Origin of the sequence: Stenotrophomonas sp. Bg11-02, from assembly GCF_002836635.1 — a bacterium.
Classification (GTDB): Bacteria; Pseudomonadota; Gammaproteobacteria; order Xanthomonadales; family Xanthomonadaceae; genus Stenotrophomonas; species Stenotrophomonas lacuserhaii.
The window spans coordinates 58,100-74,514 of record NZ_PJAY01000062.1 but is presented as its reverse complement, the minus strand read 5'-3'; the positions used below and the strand labels follow the sequence as shown (position 1 = coordinate 74,514).

General features: G+C 66.1%; 16 protein-coding genes and 1 riboswitch. Of the genes, 8 read left to right on the top strand and 8 right to left on the bottom strand.

What is annotated here, in order from left to right; translation table 11 throughout:
• Nucleotides 1-4 precede the first annotated feature (4 nt).
• Genes CXG43_RS13240 through CXG43_RS13230 form a run of 3 tightly spaced genes read left to right on the top strand, consistent with a single transcriptional unit; the run spans nucleotide 5 to nucleotide 3,506 of the window.
• Complete coding sequence (locus tag CXG43_RS13240; RefSeq protein WP_101100361.1) at nucleotides 5-1,729, top strand: penicillin-binding protein activator; 1,725 nt, start codon at nucleotides 5-7, stop codon at nucleotides 1,727-1,729.
• Nucleotides 1,719-2,084 carry a YraN family protein gene (locus CXG43_RS13235; RefSeq protein ID WP_101100341.1) on the top strand — a complete coding sequence of 122 codons (366 nt, stop codon included), beginning with the start codon at nucleotides 1,719-1,721 and terminating at the stop codon, nucleotides 2,082-2,084. Before CXG43_RS13240 ends, CXG43_RS13235 begins: the two co-directional genes overlap by 11 nt.
• 33 nt (nucleotides 2,085-2,117) lie before the next feature.
• Nucleotides 2,118-3,506 (top strand): FAD-linked oxidase C-terminal domain-containing protein, encoded by a 1,389-nt coding sequence (locus CXG43_RS13230; protein WP_101100340.1) that lies wholly within the window; start codon nucleotides 2,118-2,120, stop codon nucleotides 3,504-3,506.
• Nucleotides 3,507-3,663: 157 nt separating this feature from the next.
• Here CXG43_RS13230 and CXG43_RS13225 read toward each other — a convergent pair whose 3' ends face one another.
• Nucleotides 3,664-4,173, bottom strand: a complete 510-nt coding sequence (locus CXG43_RS13225; protein WP_101100339.1) for a fimbrial protein — start codon at nucleotides 4,171-4,173, stop codon at nucleotides 3,664-3,666.
• 43 nt (nucleotides 4,174-4,216) lie between these two features.
• Complete coding sequence (locus CXG43_RS13220; protein ID WP_101100338.1) at nucleotides 4,217-6,673, bottom strand: fimbria/pilus outer membrane usher protein; 2,457 nt, start codon at nucleotides 6,671-6,673, stop codon at nucleotides 4,217-4,219.
• Nucleotides 6,674-6,926: 253 nt separating this feature from the next.
• Between CXG43_RS13220 and CXG43_RS13215 the strand changes: the two genes are divergently transcribed.
• The 3 genes from CXG43_RS13215 to CXG43_RS13205 are packed head-to-tail and all read left to right on the top strand — an operon-like array spanning nucleotide 6,927 to nucleotide 9,216.
• Nucleotides 6,927-7,391, top strand: coding sequence for a hypothetical protein (locus tag CXG43_RS13215; RefSeq protein ID WP_157825141.1), 465 nt, complete (start codon nucleotides 6,927-6,929; stop codon nucleotides 7,389-7,391).
• On the top strand, nucleotides 7,388-8,194 hold the full coding sequence (locus CXG43_RS13210; RefSeq protein ID WP_332870931.1) for a fimbria/pilus periplasmic chaperone: 807 nt from the start codon (nucleotides 7,388-7,390) through the stop codon (nucleotides 8,192-8,194). Before CXG43_RS13215 ends, CXG43_RS13210 begins: the two co-directional genes overlap by 4 nt.
• Nucleotides 8,191-9,216: a fimbrial protein gene (locus CXG43_RS13205; protein ID WP_101100336.1), complete on the top strand. Its 1,026-nt coding sequence runs from the start codon at nucleotides 8,191-8,193 to the stop codon at nucleotides 9,214-9,216. The genes CXG43_RS13210 and CXG43_RS13205 overlap by 4 nt, the downstream gene beginning before the upstream one ends.
• On the opposite strand, the gene thiL is transcribed toward CXG43_RS13205, so the two are convergent.
• From thiL to CXG43_RS13180, 5 genes are all read right to left on the bottom strand, one after another.
• Nucleotides 9,207-10,199, bottom strand: a complete 993-nt coding sequence (gene thiL, locus CXG43_RS13200) for a thiamine-phosphate kinase (protein WP_101100335.1) — start codon at nucleotides 10,197-10,199, stop codon at nucleotides 9,207-9,209. The two genes, CXG43_RS13205 and thiL, sit on opposite strands and share 10 nt — an antisense overlap.
• Nucleotides 10,200-10,243: 44 nt before the next feature.
• Entirely contained in the window at nucleotides 10,244-10,723 is a 480-nt protein-coding gene (gene nusB, locus CXG43_RS13195; protein ID WP_042613631.1) for a transcription antitermination factor NusB, read from the bottom strand.
• A complete protein-coding gene (gene ribH / locus CXG43_RS13190; protein WP_101100334.1) occupies nucleotides 10,720-11,187 on the bottom strand; it encodes a 6,7-dimethyl-8-ribityllumazine synthase in 468 nt (155 codons plus the stop codon). The genes nusB and ribH overlap by 4 nt, the downstream gene beginning before the upstream one ends.
• Nucleotides 11,188-11,277: 90 nt before the next feature.
• The gene (gene ribB, locus CXG43_RS13185) at nucleotides 11,278-12,378 is read right to left on the bottom strand and encodes a 3,4-dihydroxy-2-butanone-4-phosphate synthase (protein ID WP_042613629.1); all 1,101 of its coding nucleotides are present in this window, start codon (nucleotides 12,376-12,378) and stop codon (nucleotides 11,278-11,280) included.
• Nucleotides 12,375-12,977, bottom strand: a complete 603-nt coding sequence (locus CXG43_RS13180) for a riboflavin synthase (RefSeq protein ID WP_101100333.1) — start codon at nucleotides 12,975-12,977, stop codon at nucleotides 12,375-12,377. Before CXG43_RS13180 ends, ribB begins: the two co-directional genes overlap by 4 nt.
• 75 nt (nucleotides 12,978-13,052) lie before the next feature.
• Nucleotides 13,053-13,209: riboswitch (FMN riboswitch) on the bottom strand.
• Nucleotides 13,210-13,367: 158 nt separating this feature from the next.
• On the opposite strand from CXG43_RS13180, the gene CXG43_RS13175 reads away from it, so the two are divergent.
• Nucleotides 13,368-13,991: a hypothetical protein gene (locus CXG43_RS13175; protein WP_101100332.1), complete on the top strand. Its 624-nt coding sequence runs from the start codon at nucleotides 13,368-13,370 to the stop codon at nucleotides 13,989-13,991.
• 247 nt (nucleotides 13,992-14,238) lie between these two features.
• The gene (locus tag CXG43_RS13170; protein ID WP_101100331.1) at nucleotides 14,239-15,369 is read left to right on the top strand and encodes a metallophosphoesterase; all 1,131 of its coding nucleotides are present in this window, start codon (nucleotides 14,239-14,241) and stop codon (nucleotides 15,367-15,369) included.
• Here CXG43_RS13170 and ribD read toward each other — a convergent pair.
• The gene (ribD, locus tag CXG43_RS13165; RefSeq protein WP_101100330.1) at nucleotides 15,308-16,399 is read right to left on the bottom strand and encodes a bifunctional diaminohydroxyphosphoribosylaminopyrimidine deaminase/5-amino-6-(5-phosphoribosylamino)uracil reductase RibD; all 1,092 of its coding nucleotides are present in this window, start codon (nucleotides 16,397-16,399) and stop codon (nucleotides 15,308-15,310) included. The genes CXG43_RS13170 and ribD overlap by 62 nt on opposite strands.
• Between the last annotated feature and the right edge of the window lie 16 nt (nucleotides 16,400-16,415).

The window sequence follows — 16,415 nt, the reverse complement described above, 5'->3', positions numbered from 1 at the left end:
GATCATGAACAAGCCTGTCGTCCGGATCTCCGCCCTGTCGTTGTCGCTGCTGTTGCTGGCCGGCTGCGCCACCACCAGCCTGACCAGTGCACCGGAGTCACCGGCCCAGAGCCAGGCCCTGCTGCTGATTGAACAAGGCCGTCCGCGCGATGCCGCCATGCAGCTGGAAAGCCTGGCCGGCACCCTGCGTGGCGCCGCACGCAGCAACGCGCTGGCCGACGCTGCCTTTGCCTGGCACGAAGCCGGCGATGCGACGCGCGCGCGCAGCCTGCTGTCCCAGCTGCAGCCGCGGCAGCTGTCCGCCGCCAGCCGCCAGCGCTATCTGCTGACCACCGCCGAACTGGCACTGGCCGACAAGCAGCCCGCGCAGGCGTTGGCCGCGCTGTCAGAACCGGCCACCGAACTGCTGCCGGCGCTGGCATCGCGCTGGCAGCTGGCCCGCGCCGCTGCGCTGCAGGCCACCGGCGACAACTTCGGCGCCGCCCAGGAGCGTGCCCGTGCGCATGTCGGGTTGGCAGGCAAACCCCGCACGGACAACCAGGCGGCCATCGTCGGCCTGCTCGGTACGCTGGACGATGCCACGCTGCAGTCGCGCGCGGCGGCTCTGCCGGCCAATGATCCGCTGTACAACTTCGCCGGCCGCGCCTTGATCGCGCGCGGCATGCCGCTGCCGCGTCCGTTCGACCGCGACGCGGCTAGCGCCCAGTTCGACACCAGCAAGCGTCCCCCGGCGATGAGCGACGGCTACCGTCCGCCGGTGAAACTGGCCGTGCTGCTGCCATTGAGCGGCCGCCTCGCCACGGCCGCACAGCCGGTGCGCGATGGCCTGCTGACCGGTTACTACGGTGAAACCCGGCGCAAGCCGGAGATTGATTTCATCGACACCGCCGGGACCCCGGCCGGTGCCCTGTCGGCTTACGACCGGGCCGTGGCCAGCGGCGTGGATTTCATCGTCGGCCCCTTGGGACGCGACGAAGTGGATGCCGTCTACGGCCGCGCCCAGTTGCCGGTACCGGTGCTGGCGCTGAACCGCGGCAAGGATGCGCCGCCGGCCGGCAGCGCGGGCTTTTCGCTGGCGCCGGAAGACGATGGGGTGATGGCCGCCGAATACCTGCGTGGCCGCGAACGCGCCAAGGTGATCGTGCTGCACAGCAGTGATGACACCGGCCGCCGCACCGCGGCCGCGTTCGCCGAACGCTTCACCCAGCGCGGCGGCCAGGTGCTGGCCACCATCGGGGTGGCCGACCCCGTGGGCGACATCAGCGCGCGCCTGCGCGCAGCCGGGCAGGCCGACGGCGTGCTGCTGGCGGTGCGTGCACCGCAGGCCCGCCAGCTGGCACCGCAGCTTGCCCTCGCCGGCGTCGGCGGCGGCACCCGCGTGGGTACATCGCAGCTGACCGTGGGCAGCGGCAAGCCGGAAGAAGACGTGGCACTGGACGGCATCATCTATCCGAACGAAGCCTGGAACGTGCGCGGCGTGGCCGGCCTGCCCAGCGCCGGCACCGCCGGCCAGATGCTGCCCAGCGCACGCGGTGCGGCCGGCCGGCTGTTCGCCTTCGGTTTCGATGCGTGGAAGATCAGCGCGTACATGGAATCGCTGGCCGCCCAGGGCGGGCTGTCCGGCGCCACCGGCACCTTGTACCTGGACGGCGGTGGCAACATCCTGCGCGTGCCGGCGTGGTCGACCTTCAGTGGCGGACGGCCGATGCCGATCGCCAATGCCAACTGACAGGGCGCGGCGTGGCGCGGCGGTCGAAGCGGCCGCCGAGCGCCTGCTGTGCGCGGCTGGGCTGCAGGTGCTGGACCGCAACGTCAACTTCCGCGGCGGCGAGCTGGACCGCGTGATGAACGATGGCGGCACGGTGGTGTTCGTCGAAGTGCGCTATCGCGCACGCGCGGATTTCGGCGGTGCCGCCGCATCGGTGGACAGCCGCAAGCAGCAGCGGCTGGTGCTGGCCGCGCAGCTGTACCTGCAGGCGCATCCGGCGCTGTGCGCACAGCCGTGCCGCTTCGACGTGGTGCAGGCCAGCGGCGACCCGCCCCGCCTGCAGTGGTTGCGCGATGCGTTCCGGCTGGACAGCTGAGCGCCCCATCCTTTGGTTTCCGCTGGAATCACCATGCACACCGAACTGCCCGCCACGCTGGTTGCCGAACTGTCACTGCTGCTCGGCACAGACGGTTGGCGCACCGATTCCACCGCGCTGGACGCCAATGCGCAGGACAACTCCTGGCGCCGCCAGCGGCCGCTCGCGGTCGCCCTGCCCTGCAACCGCGAGCAGGTGCAGGCGATCGTGCAGGCCTGCCGCGCGCATCGCGTGGCGTTGGTCGCGCGCGGCGCCGGCACCGGCACCACCGGTGCCGCAGTCCCCCTGCAGGGAAGCATCGTGCTGTCCCTGGCGCGCATGAACCGGATCCTCTCCATTCGTCCGGGCGATCGCTGCGCCGTGGTGGAACCCGGGGTACTCAACGGTGATCTGCAGCAGGCACTGGCCCCACATCGCCTGTTCTGGGCGCCCGACCCGTCCAGTGCGGACATCTGCAGCATCGGCGGCAACCTGGCCTGCAACGCAGGTGGGCCGCGCGCGGTGAAGTACGGCACCAGCCGCGACAACGTGCTCGGGCTGGTGGCGGTGACCGGCAATGGCGATCTGATCCGCTGCGGTGGCGCCTATACCAAGGATGCCACCGGGTATGACCTGACCCACCTGCTGGTGGGCAGTGAAGGCACGCTGGCGGTCATCGTGGAAGCCACCCTGAAGCTGACCCCGGTGGCGGTGGCCCAGGCAGGGCTGCGCGTGCTGTATCGCGATGCCGACGCTGCCGCGCAGGCGGTGTCGCGGGTGATGGGGCAACCCGTGGTGCCGACGCGGCTGGAGTTCATGGACGCGCGCAGCCTGCAGTTGCTGCGGCTCAACGGCGCCGACGTGCCGGACGCCGGCGCGATGCTGCTGATCGAAGCCGATGGCGACCATGACACCCTGCCCTACCTGCTGCAGGCCTTGGCCAACGCAGCCGAAGGCGAAGGCATGCTGGCCTTGGACGTGGCGATGGAAGGCGCCGCGCGGGAAAAGCTGTGGGCGGCGCGCAAGGCACTTTCACCTGCGCTGCGCAGCATCGCGCCGGGCAAGATCAACGAAGACGTGGTGGTGCCGGTGTCACGCATTCCGGCGCTGGTGAGCGGGGTGCAGGCACTGGCGGCCGAGTTCGATCTGACCATCGTGACCTTCGGGCATGCCGGCAACGGCAACCTGCACGTCAACATCCTGTATCACCCGGACAATGTGGATGAGAATGCGCGCGCGCAGGCCGCGCTGCCGCGGATCTTCGCCTTGACGTTGGCGCTGGAAGGCACGCTCTCCGGCGAGCATGGCATCGGCCTGGCCAAGCGTGGATTCATGGCACAGGCCTTTACCCCCGAAACGTTGCTGGCGATGCGCGCGATCAAGTCCGCGCTGGATCCGGATGGGATTCTCAACCCGGGCAAGGTGTTGCCGCCGACCACGTAGTGCTCCCGCGGGAGTCAGTCGCAGGCAGTCGTGGCCGCAGCCTTCCCGCCGGTGCTGAAGGATGCGATGCATCGCCGATAGAGATGCACGGGGCTACACACTCGAATGATCTGGTTGAAATGTGCAGGATCAGGCAGCCAACGCTCGCTACCCGCCATCATTCATACGCCGCAGTAATCGTGATGCTGGCAGCCACCGTGCCGGCCGCCAGAGCGGAACCTTTCGTGTAGAAGTAGCCGGCGCGCATCGGGAAGGTGGCCTTGTCCGCGGCCACTGTCAGCACCTGGGTATCGCCCTTCTTGATGTAGGTGGTTCCAGTTTTCTCTTTCAGCAGCGACAAGGACACCCCTTCGGCAGCGCCGGTGTTCTGCCAGCGATCGCCGTCGTTCTGAGCGGCGGTGCCCTCGAACGTGAGGGTGGCCTTCTTGACGCCCACACAACCCGTCAACGCGAGATCGACTTCGACCAGGCTGTTGTCGCCTTCCTTCAGTGAATTGGCCGGCATGGCGGGGAGCGTCACCGCAGGTACGCTCAGCGAGCAGGTGCCTGCCCGCAGTTGACCGCTGATGGTCAGGGTAGCCGCGCTCGCAGGCGCAGGCGCAGGCAGGACGACACACGCGCCGGCACCTGTCACAACGAGGCAAGAAGCAAGAGTACGGAAATACATGATGACGCAGTCCTTTCAAAGAGGAGTTGAAGAAAAGAAAGATTCAATCCATGGACCCCGTATGCGTACAGGTGGCCTGGATCCATTCCAGCCCGTGTGTATCGGGGGTCTCAGGAAGTTCATAGACAAGCCGGCAGAGAGCCCGGCCGTCGACTCGGGCGGTCAGTACGCCACGTGTATGCGCGCCGCGCAGCTGGATCACACTGCCTTGACCTACCGCACCCACGGCCCGTCCCTGCTCGTCGTGAATCACGGCCGCGAAGGGCAGCGGGCGGCCCAGCCAGTCGACGGCATCGATGAACAACACGCGATCGCGACGTACATCGAACGTTACTGGCGCGATGCTGCCAGCCGTGGGCGCGACCTGTTGCGAGGTCCGTAGCACAGAGACATCGAGCGGCAGGCCACTCGGGTCCAGCTCGATACGGTTCCAGCGATAGGGGCTAGCATGCGGAAGCACCGCGTAGCCGTTACGCGCTATGCGGATGTCGCCCCCCAGGCCCACGCGCGCGCCCTCCGCACCGGCGGCATGGGCCAGCACCAGCGTACCGGGGCTCGCCGGGCCCGCGTTGAGCCCCCCCGCATGAAGCACCAGACTGCCCGCCGCGCCCAGCGAACGCGTCGTGCCCTGTTCCGCATGCCCCGCACTGGCATGGAATCGGCCATGGCTCGACTGCCATGCCCCCCTGAGATGGCCGGTATCGCCATGGCTGCCCCGGCTCACCGATGCACCGTAGCTGAAAGGATCTGCAGCACCGAGGGTCCCGCTGAGATCAAAGCTCTGCCGCGATCCGGTGTCCGCGCGGTCCAGGCGCGTGATCAGCCGCGGAGCGTGCATCGCGCGGCCCAGTGGCATGCTCATGCCAATCGCGTAACGCACATCCTGGCGGCCGTCACCGGAGTCGCTGCGCGTCGCGGACACGTCGATGTTCACGCTGCCCAGTGACTGCTGCAATCCAAGCTGATACTGCAGGTGACCTTGAGCATGTCGCCACGAGGTGCTCTGGCTGCCCATGAGGTAGAACTGACTGTAGTCGCCCAGTCGCTGGTTGATGTTCCAATGCAGACGGGAGCGCTCGGTCTTCGTTTCCTCGCCCCCACTGTAGGGCTCAATATGATCGGCCAGGCCGGAGAAACCCCGTGCCAATGTCCACGAAGAGGACAGCCCAAGCCGGGTAGCCGTACCGGAAATATAGCGTTGGTAGTTCAGGCGGACACTGGAGCCTGAGCGCGCAGCGACACCTGGCGGCCGTGCAGAAGAAGAGGTGAGATCGGAACCGAACGCACCGATGCGCGTGTTAAGGGCGATGCCTGCCGAAGCGGCATGATAGTGCTCTGCCCACTGCGCGCCGGCCAATGCAGTGACTGTATTGGACAGGCCGCGCGCGTAGGTGGCTTCGACGAAACGCCGGCCTGTCCGCAGCGGCGTGTCCCGGTATCCTGCATGTGGAATTTCCAGCTGCCCGGCAGACACATCCACGCGCGATGCACCTGAGCGCAGCGCCAAGGGCGCGGCGGAAAAACTGACGTCAAACCGTCGTTCATGGCCATCCGCTTCGGTTACGGTGACCTGCAGGTCGCCGCTGTAGGCTGTCGGGTAGAGGTCGTCAATGATGAAAGGCCCCGGCGCCACGCTCAGCTCCCGGATGACCTGCCCGTTCTGGCGGACCGTGACCAGGGCGCTGCTTTCTGCACTTCCCCTTACCACCGGCGCGTAGCCACGTTGTGAATCCGACAGCATCTGCTCGTCCGTCACCACGCTTGCACCGATGAATGGGATGGAAGGAAACAGGCTGCTGCTGGTGGCGCCCTGCCCCATTACAAGCCGGGCGTTCCAGTCGGCCAGATCACGCTGCAACGTAGTGGCGTAAGCCTGATGGACCAGGCCACCGCGGCGGCGGCTCAGTGAGAACCGGTGGCGCAGCCGCCATGCCCCCGCATTGAGGCCAGCCGCGACGCCGAGATAGTCCGCGCTGCGCTGTGCAGCGGCATGATGGTTGAACATGTAATCGATGAAACCGGCGGTCAGCCCTTGATCGCGCTGCGCTGGGGCGACATGACCACGGGGGCCGGCGTCCAGCGCGCCCTGCGGCACTGAAATCCGCAGCTGCAGGGTGGCGGCATCCACCGTGACACGGGCGCCTTCCACCTGCGTGGATAGATCAACACACGCGCCCGCCTTGTCAAGCGCTTCGCGCAGCGCAGGGCGCAATGGCAGACGCTGCAGGGTATCCAGCGGCAGGCAGGACGCGCGTCCCTGCGGATCGATGTCGATATCGCTCGTATCGTCCAGCACACCGTTGATGCGGATCTCGAGGCGATGGATTCCCGCAGGCAATGAGGCGCCATCCGCATAGGACTGCGCACTGGCTGGAAGATTGCCGACCAGAAATCCTTCGTTGAACACATATCGGCCTTCGTCACGTCCTGCAGCGCGCCCGACGGAAGGCTGCGCCAAGGTGATGGCCAAGGGCAGAAGAAGCGGGAGCGTGTTACGCATGGGAGTTGCGGAGTATTCCGCAGAAGAGGACGAATGCGCCGCAAGTTAGGGGGATTCCACCCACGCTCACATCAGGTTTTCTGCAATCTGCACTGGCATGGAGAGTTATCGATTGACCGACATATCCCGATAGAAACTCGCCGTGTTGAACTTGCACCTTTGCTCATATCGGCGACAGGCAAGGTCGATAACACTTCCGGAACCGCAGTGCCGTCACCGTGCCGCCACGCCTTCCTCTTCGGACTTTCCCCTGATGAATCTCCTGCCTTGCTTTGTCACGGGCCTGCTTGGCACGACTGTCTCCTTCGCGGCTGGGGCCTTGCCGCTGCAGATACGCGGCGAGCTGGTCACCTCGACCTGCGAGGTCCAGGCCAGTCACCCCGCGCTTGCGGTCCTGACCGGGCGCGTCGACCCGGCCGTGGTCAACGCCAATGCACGGGCTGGCCGAAAGGACTTCAGCGTGTTCCTGGCCTGCCCGGCATCCGGTGGCGACCCACCGCTGGACATCCGGATTGATGGGCTGCGCCATGTCGACGTCGCCATCCTCGATGCCCAAGGCACACCTTGGCCGAACGGGGAATCGGGTGGCCGCTGGCAGCGCGTGCAACGCAGCGCACGGACCCGTGTCGACCTTACTGCCTGGCATGCATCTCCCGTAGGCGATGCCACCGCAGGAACCGCCGCTGCATCCGTCGAGCTCGTGGTGGCCTATCCATGAAGATCTCCGATGCCTTCTTTTTCAAGGTCGCCCTCATGCAGCGTACTCAGTGCTGGTTCCCGCCCTTTCTTGCGGCGATGCTGATCTCGCCGGCGTCGGCAGCCGTGGTCGTTGACGGAACGCGCGTGGTGCTTGATGCACGCCGCGGCAACGACGTCACGGTCACCGCCCGTAACAACGGCAACGTACCCGCGCTGGTGCAGGTGTGGATCGATGCGGGCGATGCGGGACGATCGCCCGACGACATCCGCACGCCATTCCAGCTGACGCCGGTGGAGCCGCGCCTGATCCAGGACCAGCAAAGCCAGGCTTACCGCCTCACCTACGCGCCGCACCCGGCTGACCCTGCACTGGCTTCAGATCGCGAGTCGCTGTTTTATTTCAATCTGCTGGACATTCCCCCGAAACCGCGAGAGGCCCAAAGCAGCAATCTGCTGCAGTTCGCTGTGCGCTCGCGCATGAAGCTGTTCTTCCGCCCGGCAGGCTTACCTGGGCAACCTGCGGCTGCGGCGGCAGGCCTGCGCTGGTCGACCGCACCTGACGGCGCGCCGCAGTTGCGCGTCCACAATCCCAGCCCCTATCACGTGACACTGACCCGCATCTCCCTTGCAGATGGAAAAGAGCTTGCTGCGGAGATGGTGGCACCGTTCGGCACATTGCATGTCGCCTTGCCGGACACGGATACACGCCCTGCGACGATCAGCTACGCGTGGCTGGACGACCATGGTGCGGAGCGCGAAGCGAAGGCGCACGCGCGGCCAGCAGATGACACGGCCATTGCGGCTGCGAGGAGCCCACCATGAGCATCCGTCACCCTCGCATGCATGGAACAACAGGCATGGCCATGCGCACACTGCGCTGCATTGTCGCCGCGGGCACCTTCATCAGCGGCACCCTGCACGCCTGCAACGTGGTACAGGGCAGCGACCTGATAAGTGGCGGTGAGATCAAGATAGCGGATGAGACACGCCCGGATGTGCTGCTGCATACTGTCAGCAACGGGCGAGGCGGCGGCCTGCTGTTCACCAACTGCCCACGAGTGACGGACATCGACATACAGAGTGCCCCCCAAATGGCGGGACTGACGTATGTCCGCGACATCACATTCAATGGGCGTCCGTATCCTGCTTTTGGCTGGGGACCGGATTCGCCGCTGATCGTGTTCAATTTCGTCAAATACAGTGCCGGTGCGCCTGCCGGCACGGATAACACCCCCTACCGGGCAGACGCGACGAACACGTTCCAGGTGAAGAGCGGCCACGGCGGCGACGTGAACATGAACCTCGGCCTGGGCTATTACATCTATTCGCGCGGCGGGGCGATGACCAACGTCGCTCCGACAACCCTGAGCGCCGTCACCACGATGCCGAGTTTCCCCGCCAATGGCTCATTGCAGCACAGCCTGTCATTCAGCCTGGTGATTCCCGCGCGCACCTGTGTCCTGTTCGATACCGCCCTGCAGCTGAGCCCAGCGTCGGCAGACCAATTCCCCACGGTGGGCGCGTCGACCGGCGACACACCATTGAACGTACTGATGAATTGCCCGCGCGATGGCATCAAAGTCAACTTGACGCTTCACGATGCGCTGGACGCCGGCAACCAAGGCAGCATCCTTACGCCGACGCCATCCCACAGCGGCACAGGCATTGCGGTGCAGTTGCTGCGTAATGGCCAGCCTGTGCACTTTGGCAACCAATGGACGCATGCAGGCCCGCATGCCGGTGATCAGAACATCGAGTTGACCGCACGCTACGTTCGGATCGCAGGTGCGTTGACGCCCGGTAGCGTGCAGGGGAAAGCGATACTGACCGCTGACTACGACTGATCGCCGGCCGCCATGGGCGGGGAAAGGAAATGTACGTAGCCGTGTACCGCTCCTGATCCTGGGCAGTGAACGCCTTCGCCCGGCAGCATCGCGCCGATGCGCGTCAGCGATATGCCAAGCTCACCGGACAGCGCCAACAGGCGCTGCCGACTGGTAACGGCCGCAGTAAAGCACAGCTCGTAATCATCCCCCCCCTGCAGTGCGCAGGAGCGCGCAGCCTCGTTACCCAGCACACGCTGCAGCGCCGTCGAGCAAGGCAGCAGATGGGCGTCGACATGGGCCGCCACGCCACTGCGTAGTGCAATATGCCCCAGGTCTGCCATCAATCCGTCGGACACATCGACTGCAGCGGTCGCGATACAGCGCAGCGCAAGCCCCAGCTGCACGCGCGGCACAGGCCGAAGCAGGCGTTGGCGCAGGAACTCGGTCTCCGCATCCGCCGCAGGCCGGGTGACGTCCAGCTCACCACGCTGCCAAAGCGCAAGCGCACCGGCCGCATCACCCAACGTGCCGCTCACCCAGATGTCGTCGCCCACCTGCGCGCCACCGCGCCGCAAGGCCTGCCCGTGCGGTACCTGGCCGAACGCGGTCACCGACAACGAAAGCGGGCCGCGCGTGGTATCGCCACCAATCAGCCGCCAGTCATGCGCATCGGCCAGTGCGAAGAAGCCGTCGGCGAAGGCATCGATCCACGCCGCGCTGGCTTCCGGCAGGGACAACGCCAGCGTGCCCCACGCGGGGGTGGCGCCCATCGCCGCCAGGTCGGAAAGATTCACCGCAAGGGTCTTCCAGCCGATGTCGGCGGGGCGTGTTTCCGGCGGAAAATGCACGCCGCTGTTGAGTGTGTCGGCAGTCACCGCCAGCCAGTGTCCGGCCAGCGGCTGCAGCAGCGCCGCGTCGTCGCCGATGCCCAGCACGATGTCATCGCGCCCCTTGCTACGGGCGCGGATACGGTCAATCAGGGCGAATTCGGCGAGGGACATACGAGGTGTCCGTGGCGCCGGACGTCGTCCGCCGCCATCACGGGTCAGTGGCCGCTTTCGGTCTTGCGCCACTCGACGGCGGCACGGTCCAGCACGCCGTTGACATAGGTGTGGCCGTGTTCGGAGCCGAAGCGCTTGGCCGATTCGATGGCCTCGTTGATCACTACGCGGTACGGAATGTCGGCACGAAAGCGCAGTTCGTAGGCGGACAGCCGCAGCACCGCCCGTTCGATCGCATCGACTTCTTCGATGGTGCGGTCCAGGTACGGCGCCAGCGCCTGGTCGATATCGCGACGGTTGTCGAGCACGCCGTGCACCAGCGCCTCGAAGTAAGCCAGGTCGGCGACTTCGCGCGCCTGTTCGTGGGCGAACTGGGCGACCAGTGACTGGCCATTTCCGCCGGAGATCTGCCAGGCATAGATGGCCTGCACGGCACGGCGACGTGCGCGCGAACGCAGCACGGGATCGACGCCGTCACGGCGTACGGGTCTGCCGGACGGCCTGCCCTGGGAATGGTTGTTCATGGCAGCTGCTCCAGAAGATTGATCATTTCCAAGGCCGCCAAGGCGGCCTCTTCACCCTTGTTGCCATGGCTGCCGCCAGCACGTGCTTCGGCATCCTCGGCACGTTCCACCGCCAGTACGCCATTCAGCACCGGCACGCCGAAGTCCAGCTGCACGCGCATCAGGCCCTCGGCGCAGCGGTCGGCCACGTGTTCATAATGACGGGTGTCGCCACGGATCACGCAGCCCAGGGTGATGATGGCAGCATGCTGATGGGCAGCGGCCAGGCGCGCGGCGACCAGCGGGATTTCCCAGGCGCCGGGCACCCGGATGACATCCACGGCCTCTTCGCTGATGCCATTGCTGGCCAGGCTCTGCCGCGCGCCGGTGACCAGCGCGTCGGTGATGCGGGCGTTCCAGCGGCTGGCCACGATGGCCAGGCGCGCCGATCCGGGAGAGCGAAGATCGCCTTCGAAATGGCTCATGTGCGGGTATGGGGTACGTAAGAGAGGGCAAGTTTACCGCGCGCGGGCTGTGGGCGGGTCCTCCGTGAGCCCGCCCGCGCCATGCCGGGCTCAGCAGCCCAGCGTTTCAACCACTTCCAGGCCATAGCCGGCCAGCCCGACCTGGCGGCGCGGCGTGCCCAGCACGCGCAGTTTGCCCAGCCCGAGGTCGGACAGGATCTGCGCACCGGCCCCATTGCGGCGCCACTGGCTTACATCCTTGTCCTTGCCCGGGGCGATCGGCTGCGGCTGCTGGCGCAGGCGTGCCAGCAGGGCCTCGCCATCGCGCGGTGCCGACAGCACCACCATCACGCCGCTGTCTGCCGCGGCGATAGCGCGCAGCGCATCGGTCGCGGCCACGCCGAAATCATCACGGCGCCAGTGCAGCAGGTCGGCCAGCGGGTTTTCCACCTGTACCCGCACCAGGGTGGGGGTATCGGCATCCGGGGTGCCGCGGACCAGCGCGAAATGCAGGTCATGCGCGATGCGGTCGCGGTAGGTGACCAGGGTGAAGGCACCGAACTCGGTGTCGATTTCCCGCTCATCGACGCGCTCGACGGTCTTTTCGGTGGCCAGCCGGTAGGCAATCAGATCGGCGATGGAGCCCATCTTCAGGCCATGTTCGCGGGCGAACACTTCCAGTTCCGGCCGCCGCGCCATGCTGCCGTCCGGGTTGAGGATTTCCACCAGCACGCCGGCCGGTTCCAGCCCGGCCAGCATCGCCAGGTCCACGCCGGCTTCGGTGTGGCCGGCGCGGGTCAGCACCCCGCCCGGCTGGGCGATCAGCGGGAAAATGTGGCCGGGCTGGTGCAGGTCGCTGGCCTTGGCGGTGGGCTTGACCGCAGTGCGGATGGTGTGGGCACGGTCATACGCGGAAATACCGGTGGTCACGCCCTCGGCGGCCTCGATGCTGACCGTGAAGTTGGTCTGGAACTGCGCCGTATTGGCCTGCACCATCGGCGCCAGGCCGAGGTCGGCTGCCCGTTCGCGGGTCAAGGGCAGGCACACCAGTCCGCGGCCGTGGGTCACCATGAAGTTGATGTCGCTGGGCTTGACCAGCTCGGCGGCCATGATCAGGTCGCCTTCGTTCTCGCGGTCTTCGTCGTCGACGATGACCACCATGCGGCCTTGGCGGATGTCTTCCAGGATCTCGGGGATCGGGGCGAAATTCATGCGCGTGCTCCTTCGCCCAGCAGGCGTTCCACGTAGCGGGCGACCAGGTCGATTTCCAGGTTCACCGCACTGCCGACCGCCGTGTTGGAGAACGCAGTGTGCGAGACGGTATGCGGGATCAGGGCGACGTCGAACCCCTCCTCGTCCACTTCATTGACGGTCAGGCTGACACCGTCGACGCAGATCGAGCCCTTCTTTGCGATGTAGCGGCGCAGGGCGGCCGGGGCGGCGAAGCGCCAGCGCTGCGCGCGTGCGTCGTCATGGATGGACAGGACCTGCCCCAGGCCATCGACATGCCCGCTGACCAGATGTCCGCCTAGCCGGTCGGTAGGGCGCATGGCGCGCTCCAGGTTGATCACCGCGCCTTCGGCCAGCTGGCCCAGGGTGGTAAGCCCCAGCGTTTCGGTCGATGCATCGGCCTGGAAGGTCTGCGCGTCGAAGGCGATCACGGTCAGGCACACGCCGTTGATGGCGATGCTTTCGCCCAGCTGGACGTTGTCGAACGGCAGGCTGCCGACGTGGAAGGTGAAGCGGACATCGCCGCCGAGGGTTTCGCGGGCGGCCAAGTGGCCGAGGCCTTCAATGATTCCAGTAAACAAGTAACGTTCTCCGCAGGAGTGAGCGAAAAACGCCGCAAGGCAAACAGGCACGCACGGCACCGCAAGGTTCCGTGGCACCGTCTTCTTTCATCCGGACTATGACCGTCGGCTCCGGCATCCGACCGGATCTGCTGACCTCCTGCCGGGATGACCCTGCCGGAGCGCTCGCGGGCTCGTGCCGTGTCGGGCACCTACCGCCGGTGGGGAATCGCACCCCGCCCTGAAGACGTTTGTATACCGGCGAACCGGCGGGCCTAGTGTAACAAATGAGGCTGAAGGCTCGCTTTTTGTGAAAGTTTCGTTAGAATCCGCGCCGAGTGCGACAACGACGTCGCCCCGGGCGGTCGGACCGGCTGCCTGCAATGGAACGCAACCTCAAGGAATTCACGCATGCGCAAGATGCTGCTGGCCGCCTCCCTGCTCGCCCTGTCGCCGCTGTCGGCCTTCGCCGCCGACGATCTGAGCTACACCTACGTCGAGGCAGGCTGGACCCAGTTCCAGGTCAACGATGACTTCCTGGACGACCCCAAGGTCGACGGCGGCTATATCCGTGGCTCGTTCGCGATCGCACCGCAGGTCTACCTGTTCGGCGCCTGGTCGCAGGTGTCCAAGTCCTACGGCTTCGATGGCGGCAGCCTGAAGCTGGAACTGGACCAGCCCGAGTTCGGTATCGGTTACCACATGGGCATGAGCGACCGCGTGGACTTCACCGCCGACATCGCCTGGACCCGCCAGAACGCCGAACTGACCCTGAAGGAAACCGGCTTCGCCACCGTACGCCAGAAGGACCACTTCAACGCCGCCCGCGGCACCTTCGGCGTGCGCGGCAAGCCGTCGGCGCGCACCGAAGCCTGGCTGAAAGCCGGCTACATGGACGGCAGCGACATGGACGGCACCTGGGTCGGCAACGTCGGCGGCCAGATCAACATCACCCCGATGTGGGGCGTGGTGGGCGAAGTGCAGGTCATCGAAGACGTGACCCAGTACTCGGCCGGCGTCCGCGCCAGCTTCTGATCCTGTCGCTCCAGGCTGGACATGATGGGCTCCTTCGGGAGCCCATTTTTTTTCTGCTCGTGTTGAAGGGTGCGGAAGTGCCGACAGCATCCGGGCCATCTGCGACCCACGATGACGGTGGGCCCTGTCCGGGCCGCCACGCGGCCAGCCTGCCCACCTGCGACCTCCAGGCCGCGCGGGCATTCCACCGACTGCAGTGCCTTGCCAGCGCGTGTCTGATGGACGGCATCCCCGAAGGAGTACCGCCATGTCCTGCAGCGCTTCCTGGTCCTTGCCTCTCCCGCACGGCAACGTCCGCTGGCTTCTGTCCGCCGCTCTTGCCTGCCTGCTGCCCTTCCCGGTCTCATCCTCCGAGCCGGTGCTGCAGGATTTCGTCTTCATCTCCGACACGCAACATCCGTGGACCGAAAAATCGGACTCTGGCGAGCCTGAGAGCAACGACGAGACGGTGCGTCGTTCCAAACTCTTCATCAACCGCCAGGCACTGGCCACGATGGAATACCGGATCAAGTTCGGCGGGCTGGACAACGTACCGCTGTTCCTCAACGGTGACATCACCGCATTCGGCCATGGCGGGGAACGGGACTACATGTACAACCACCCGTTCAAGGACTTCTATCGACGGAATTTCTACGCCAATCTCGGCAACCACGACTACCAGAACAACGTGAACGACTGCGCCGACAACGGCTGCGCGCGGGACATGTACAAGGACATGGCGGGCTGGGCAAGAAGCTACCCCACACGCGCATTCGACTACTCGGTCAAAGACAACGGCTGGGAAATGCATCGTGGCAGCCTGGCTTACTCCCTGGTTCTGGGTGACATCCTGGCGATCCAGCTGCAGAACGAACCGACCTACAGCGTGAGGTACGAATCCGCTCGCAGGACGTTCATCATCAACGACTCGCTTGGGTTTCTCGAGACGGAGCTGAAGTGGGCGCGCGCAGCAGGCAAGGATGTCATCCTCAACATGCACAAACCACCTTATGCAGACTGGCAGTCGCCCAATAGTCCGCGCTTCCGGCAGCTCATGAAGGACAATGAAGATCTCATTCTCGGCATTTTCGCCGGACATCTGCACGGCTCGGCGGGAAAATACAAAACAGTCGGCACGATTCCGGTGTACCTGAGCGGCGCAGCATCCCGCGAGACATTTCTCACTGCTTTCTATAATCCCCGGGACCGCGAACTGCTGGTGTTCAAAGTCAGCGGGAATGATTGGCGCAACAACAGGAAGCTGGTCGGACGTTCGAAAGCCACGTCTCCCCGCGGCACGTCAAGCCGCGCCCCGGACGGGCACATGCCCCTTGGCGTCAACGCGACTGCGGACGCAGCAGAACACGCTGATCCTCTCCCACCCGTGTCTGTTCAATGACCTGCATGCGCAACTGCTGCGTCATGGCCTGGATGCCAAGTCCTGACAACAACGGCAGGCCCTGCTCGCCGAGCAGGGTCGGGGCCTGGTAAAGCAGGAGCTCGTCGATCCAGCCGCCGGACATCAAGGCACCTGCAAGCGTCGCACCGGCTTCGGTGTGCACTTCGTTGACGCCCTGCGCTGCGAGCAGGGCAAGCACCGCGCCCAGGTCCAGCCGCCCCCCCACGCTGGGCACGCTGGCGAACTGCGCATCGGCTGCGTCAGGGGCCGTGATGGCGGGGTCGTGCAGGTACAACGTCGGCGCTCCGCCTTCCCGCACCCGCGTACATTCCAGCGAGCGCAGCCGTGCATCGAGCACCACGCGCAACGGCGGCTGCACGTCGACCCCGGGGAGGCGCACGGTCAGCATCGGGTCGTCGGCCAGCACGGTGTCGGCACCGGTCAGGATCGCACCGGCCCTCGCCCGCCAATGCTGGACGTCCTCGCGCGCGGCCGGCCCGGTGATCCATTTCGAACTGCCATCTGCCATCGCCGTGCGGCCGTCCAGGCTGGCGGCCAGCTTGACCCGCACCCACGGGCGGCCGCGCTCGACGCGCGACAGGAAACCGCGGTTGAGTTCCCGTGCCTGCATGGCCATCAGCCCTTCATGGACCTCGATCCCCGCTGCGCGCAGCAGATCGAAACCGCCACCATCGACCTGCGGGAATGGATCGCGCAGAGCGGCCACGACGCGGCTGACGCCGGCTTCGATCAGTGCCAATGCACAGGGTGGCGTGCGGCCAAAATGCGCACACGGTTCAAGGGTGACGTAGGCGGTGGCGCCACGCGCCTGCTCGCCCGCTTCGCGCAGTGCGAACACTTCGGCATGCGGACCGCCGGCGCGTTGATGCCAGCCATGTCCGACCACCTGCTCGCCGTGGGCGATCACGCAACCGACCATCGGGTTGGGGCGGGTGGTATAGGCGGCGCGTTCGGCTAGCCGCAGGGCACTGGCCATGTGCAGGTGGTCCAGCGCGGAGAAGGCGCTCATCGGTGCTCCTTGGGCG

Bases quoted from the DNA above. Each gene is read 5' to 3' on its own strand.
- CXG43_RS13220 (WP_101100338.1), bottom strand. From the start codon at position 6,673: ATGCGTAACACGCTCCCGCTTCTTCTGCCCTTGGCCATCACCTTGGCG.
- CXG43_RS13215 (WP_157825141.1), top strand. From the start codon at position 6,927: ATGAATCTCCTGCCTTGCTTTGTCACGGGCCTGCTTGGCACGACTGTC.
- ribH (WP_101100334.1), bottom strand. From the start codon at position 11,187: ATGAGCCATTTCGAAGGCGATCTTCGCTCTCCCGGATCGGCGCGCCTG.
- ribD (WP_101100330.1), bottom strand. From the start codon at position 16,399: ATGAGCGCCTTCTCCGCGCTGGACCACCTGCACATGGCCAGTGCCCTG.
- CXG43_RS13205 (WP_101100336.1), top strand. From the start codon at position 8,191: ATGAGCATCCGTCACCCTCGCATGCATGGAACAACAGGCATGGCCATG.
- CXG43_RS13175 (WP_101100332.1), top strand. From the start codon at position 13,368: ATGCGCAAGATGCTGCTGGCCGCCTCCCTGCTCGCCCTGTCGCCGCTG.
- CXG43_RS13230 (WP_101100340.1), top strand. From the start codon at position 2,118: ATGCACACCGAACTGCCCGCCACGCTGGTTGCCGAACTGTCACTGCTG.
- CXG43_RS13210 (WP_332870931.1), top strand. From the start codon at position 7,388: ATGAAGATCTCCGATGCCTTCTTTTTCAAGGTCGCCCTCATGCAGCGT.
- nusB (WP_042613631.1), bottom strand. From the start codon at position 10,723: ATGAACAACCATTCCCAGGGCAGGCCGTCCGGCAGACCCGTACGCCGT.
- CXG43_RS13240 (WP_101100361.1), top strand. From the start codon at position 5: ATGAACAAGCCTGTCGTCCGGATCTCCGCCCTGTCGTTGTCGCTGCTG.
- CXG43_RS13170 (WP_101100331.1), top strand. From the start codon at position 14,239: ATGTCCTGCAGCGCTTCCTGGTCCTTGCCTCTCCCGCACGGCAACGTC.
- CXG43_RS13225 (WP_101100339.1), bottom strand. From the start codon at position 4,173: ATGTATTTCCGTACTCTTGCTTCTTGCCTCGTTGTGACAGGTGCCGGC.
- ribB (WP_042613629.1), bottom strand. From the start codon at position 12,378: ATGAATTTCGCCCCGATCCCCGAGATCCTGGAAGACATCCGCCAAGGC.
- thiL (WP_101100335.1), bottom strand. From the start codon at position 10,199: ATGTCCCTCGCCGAATTCGCCCTGATTGACCGTATCCGCGCCCGTAGC.
- CXG43_RS13235 (WP_101100341.1), top strand. From the start codon at position 1,719: ATGCCAACTGACAGGGCGCGGCGTGGCGCGGCGGTCGAAGCGGCCGCC.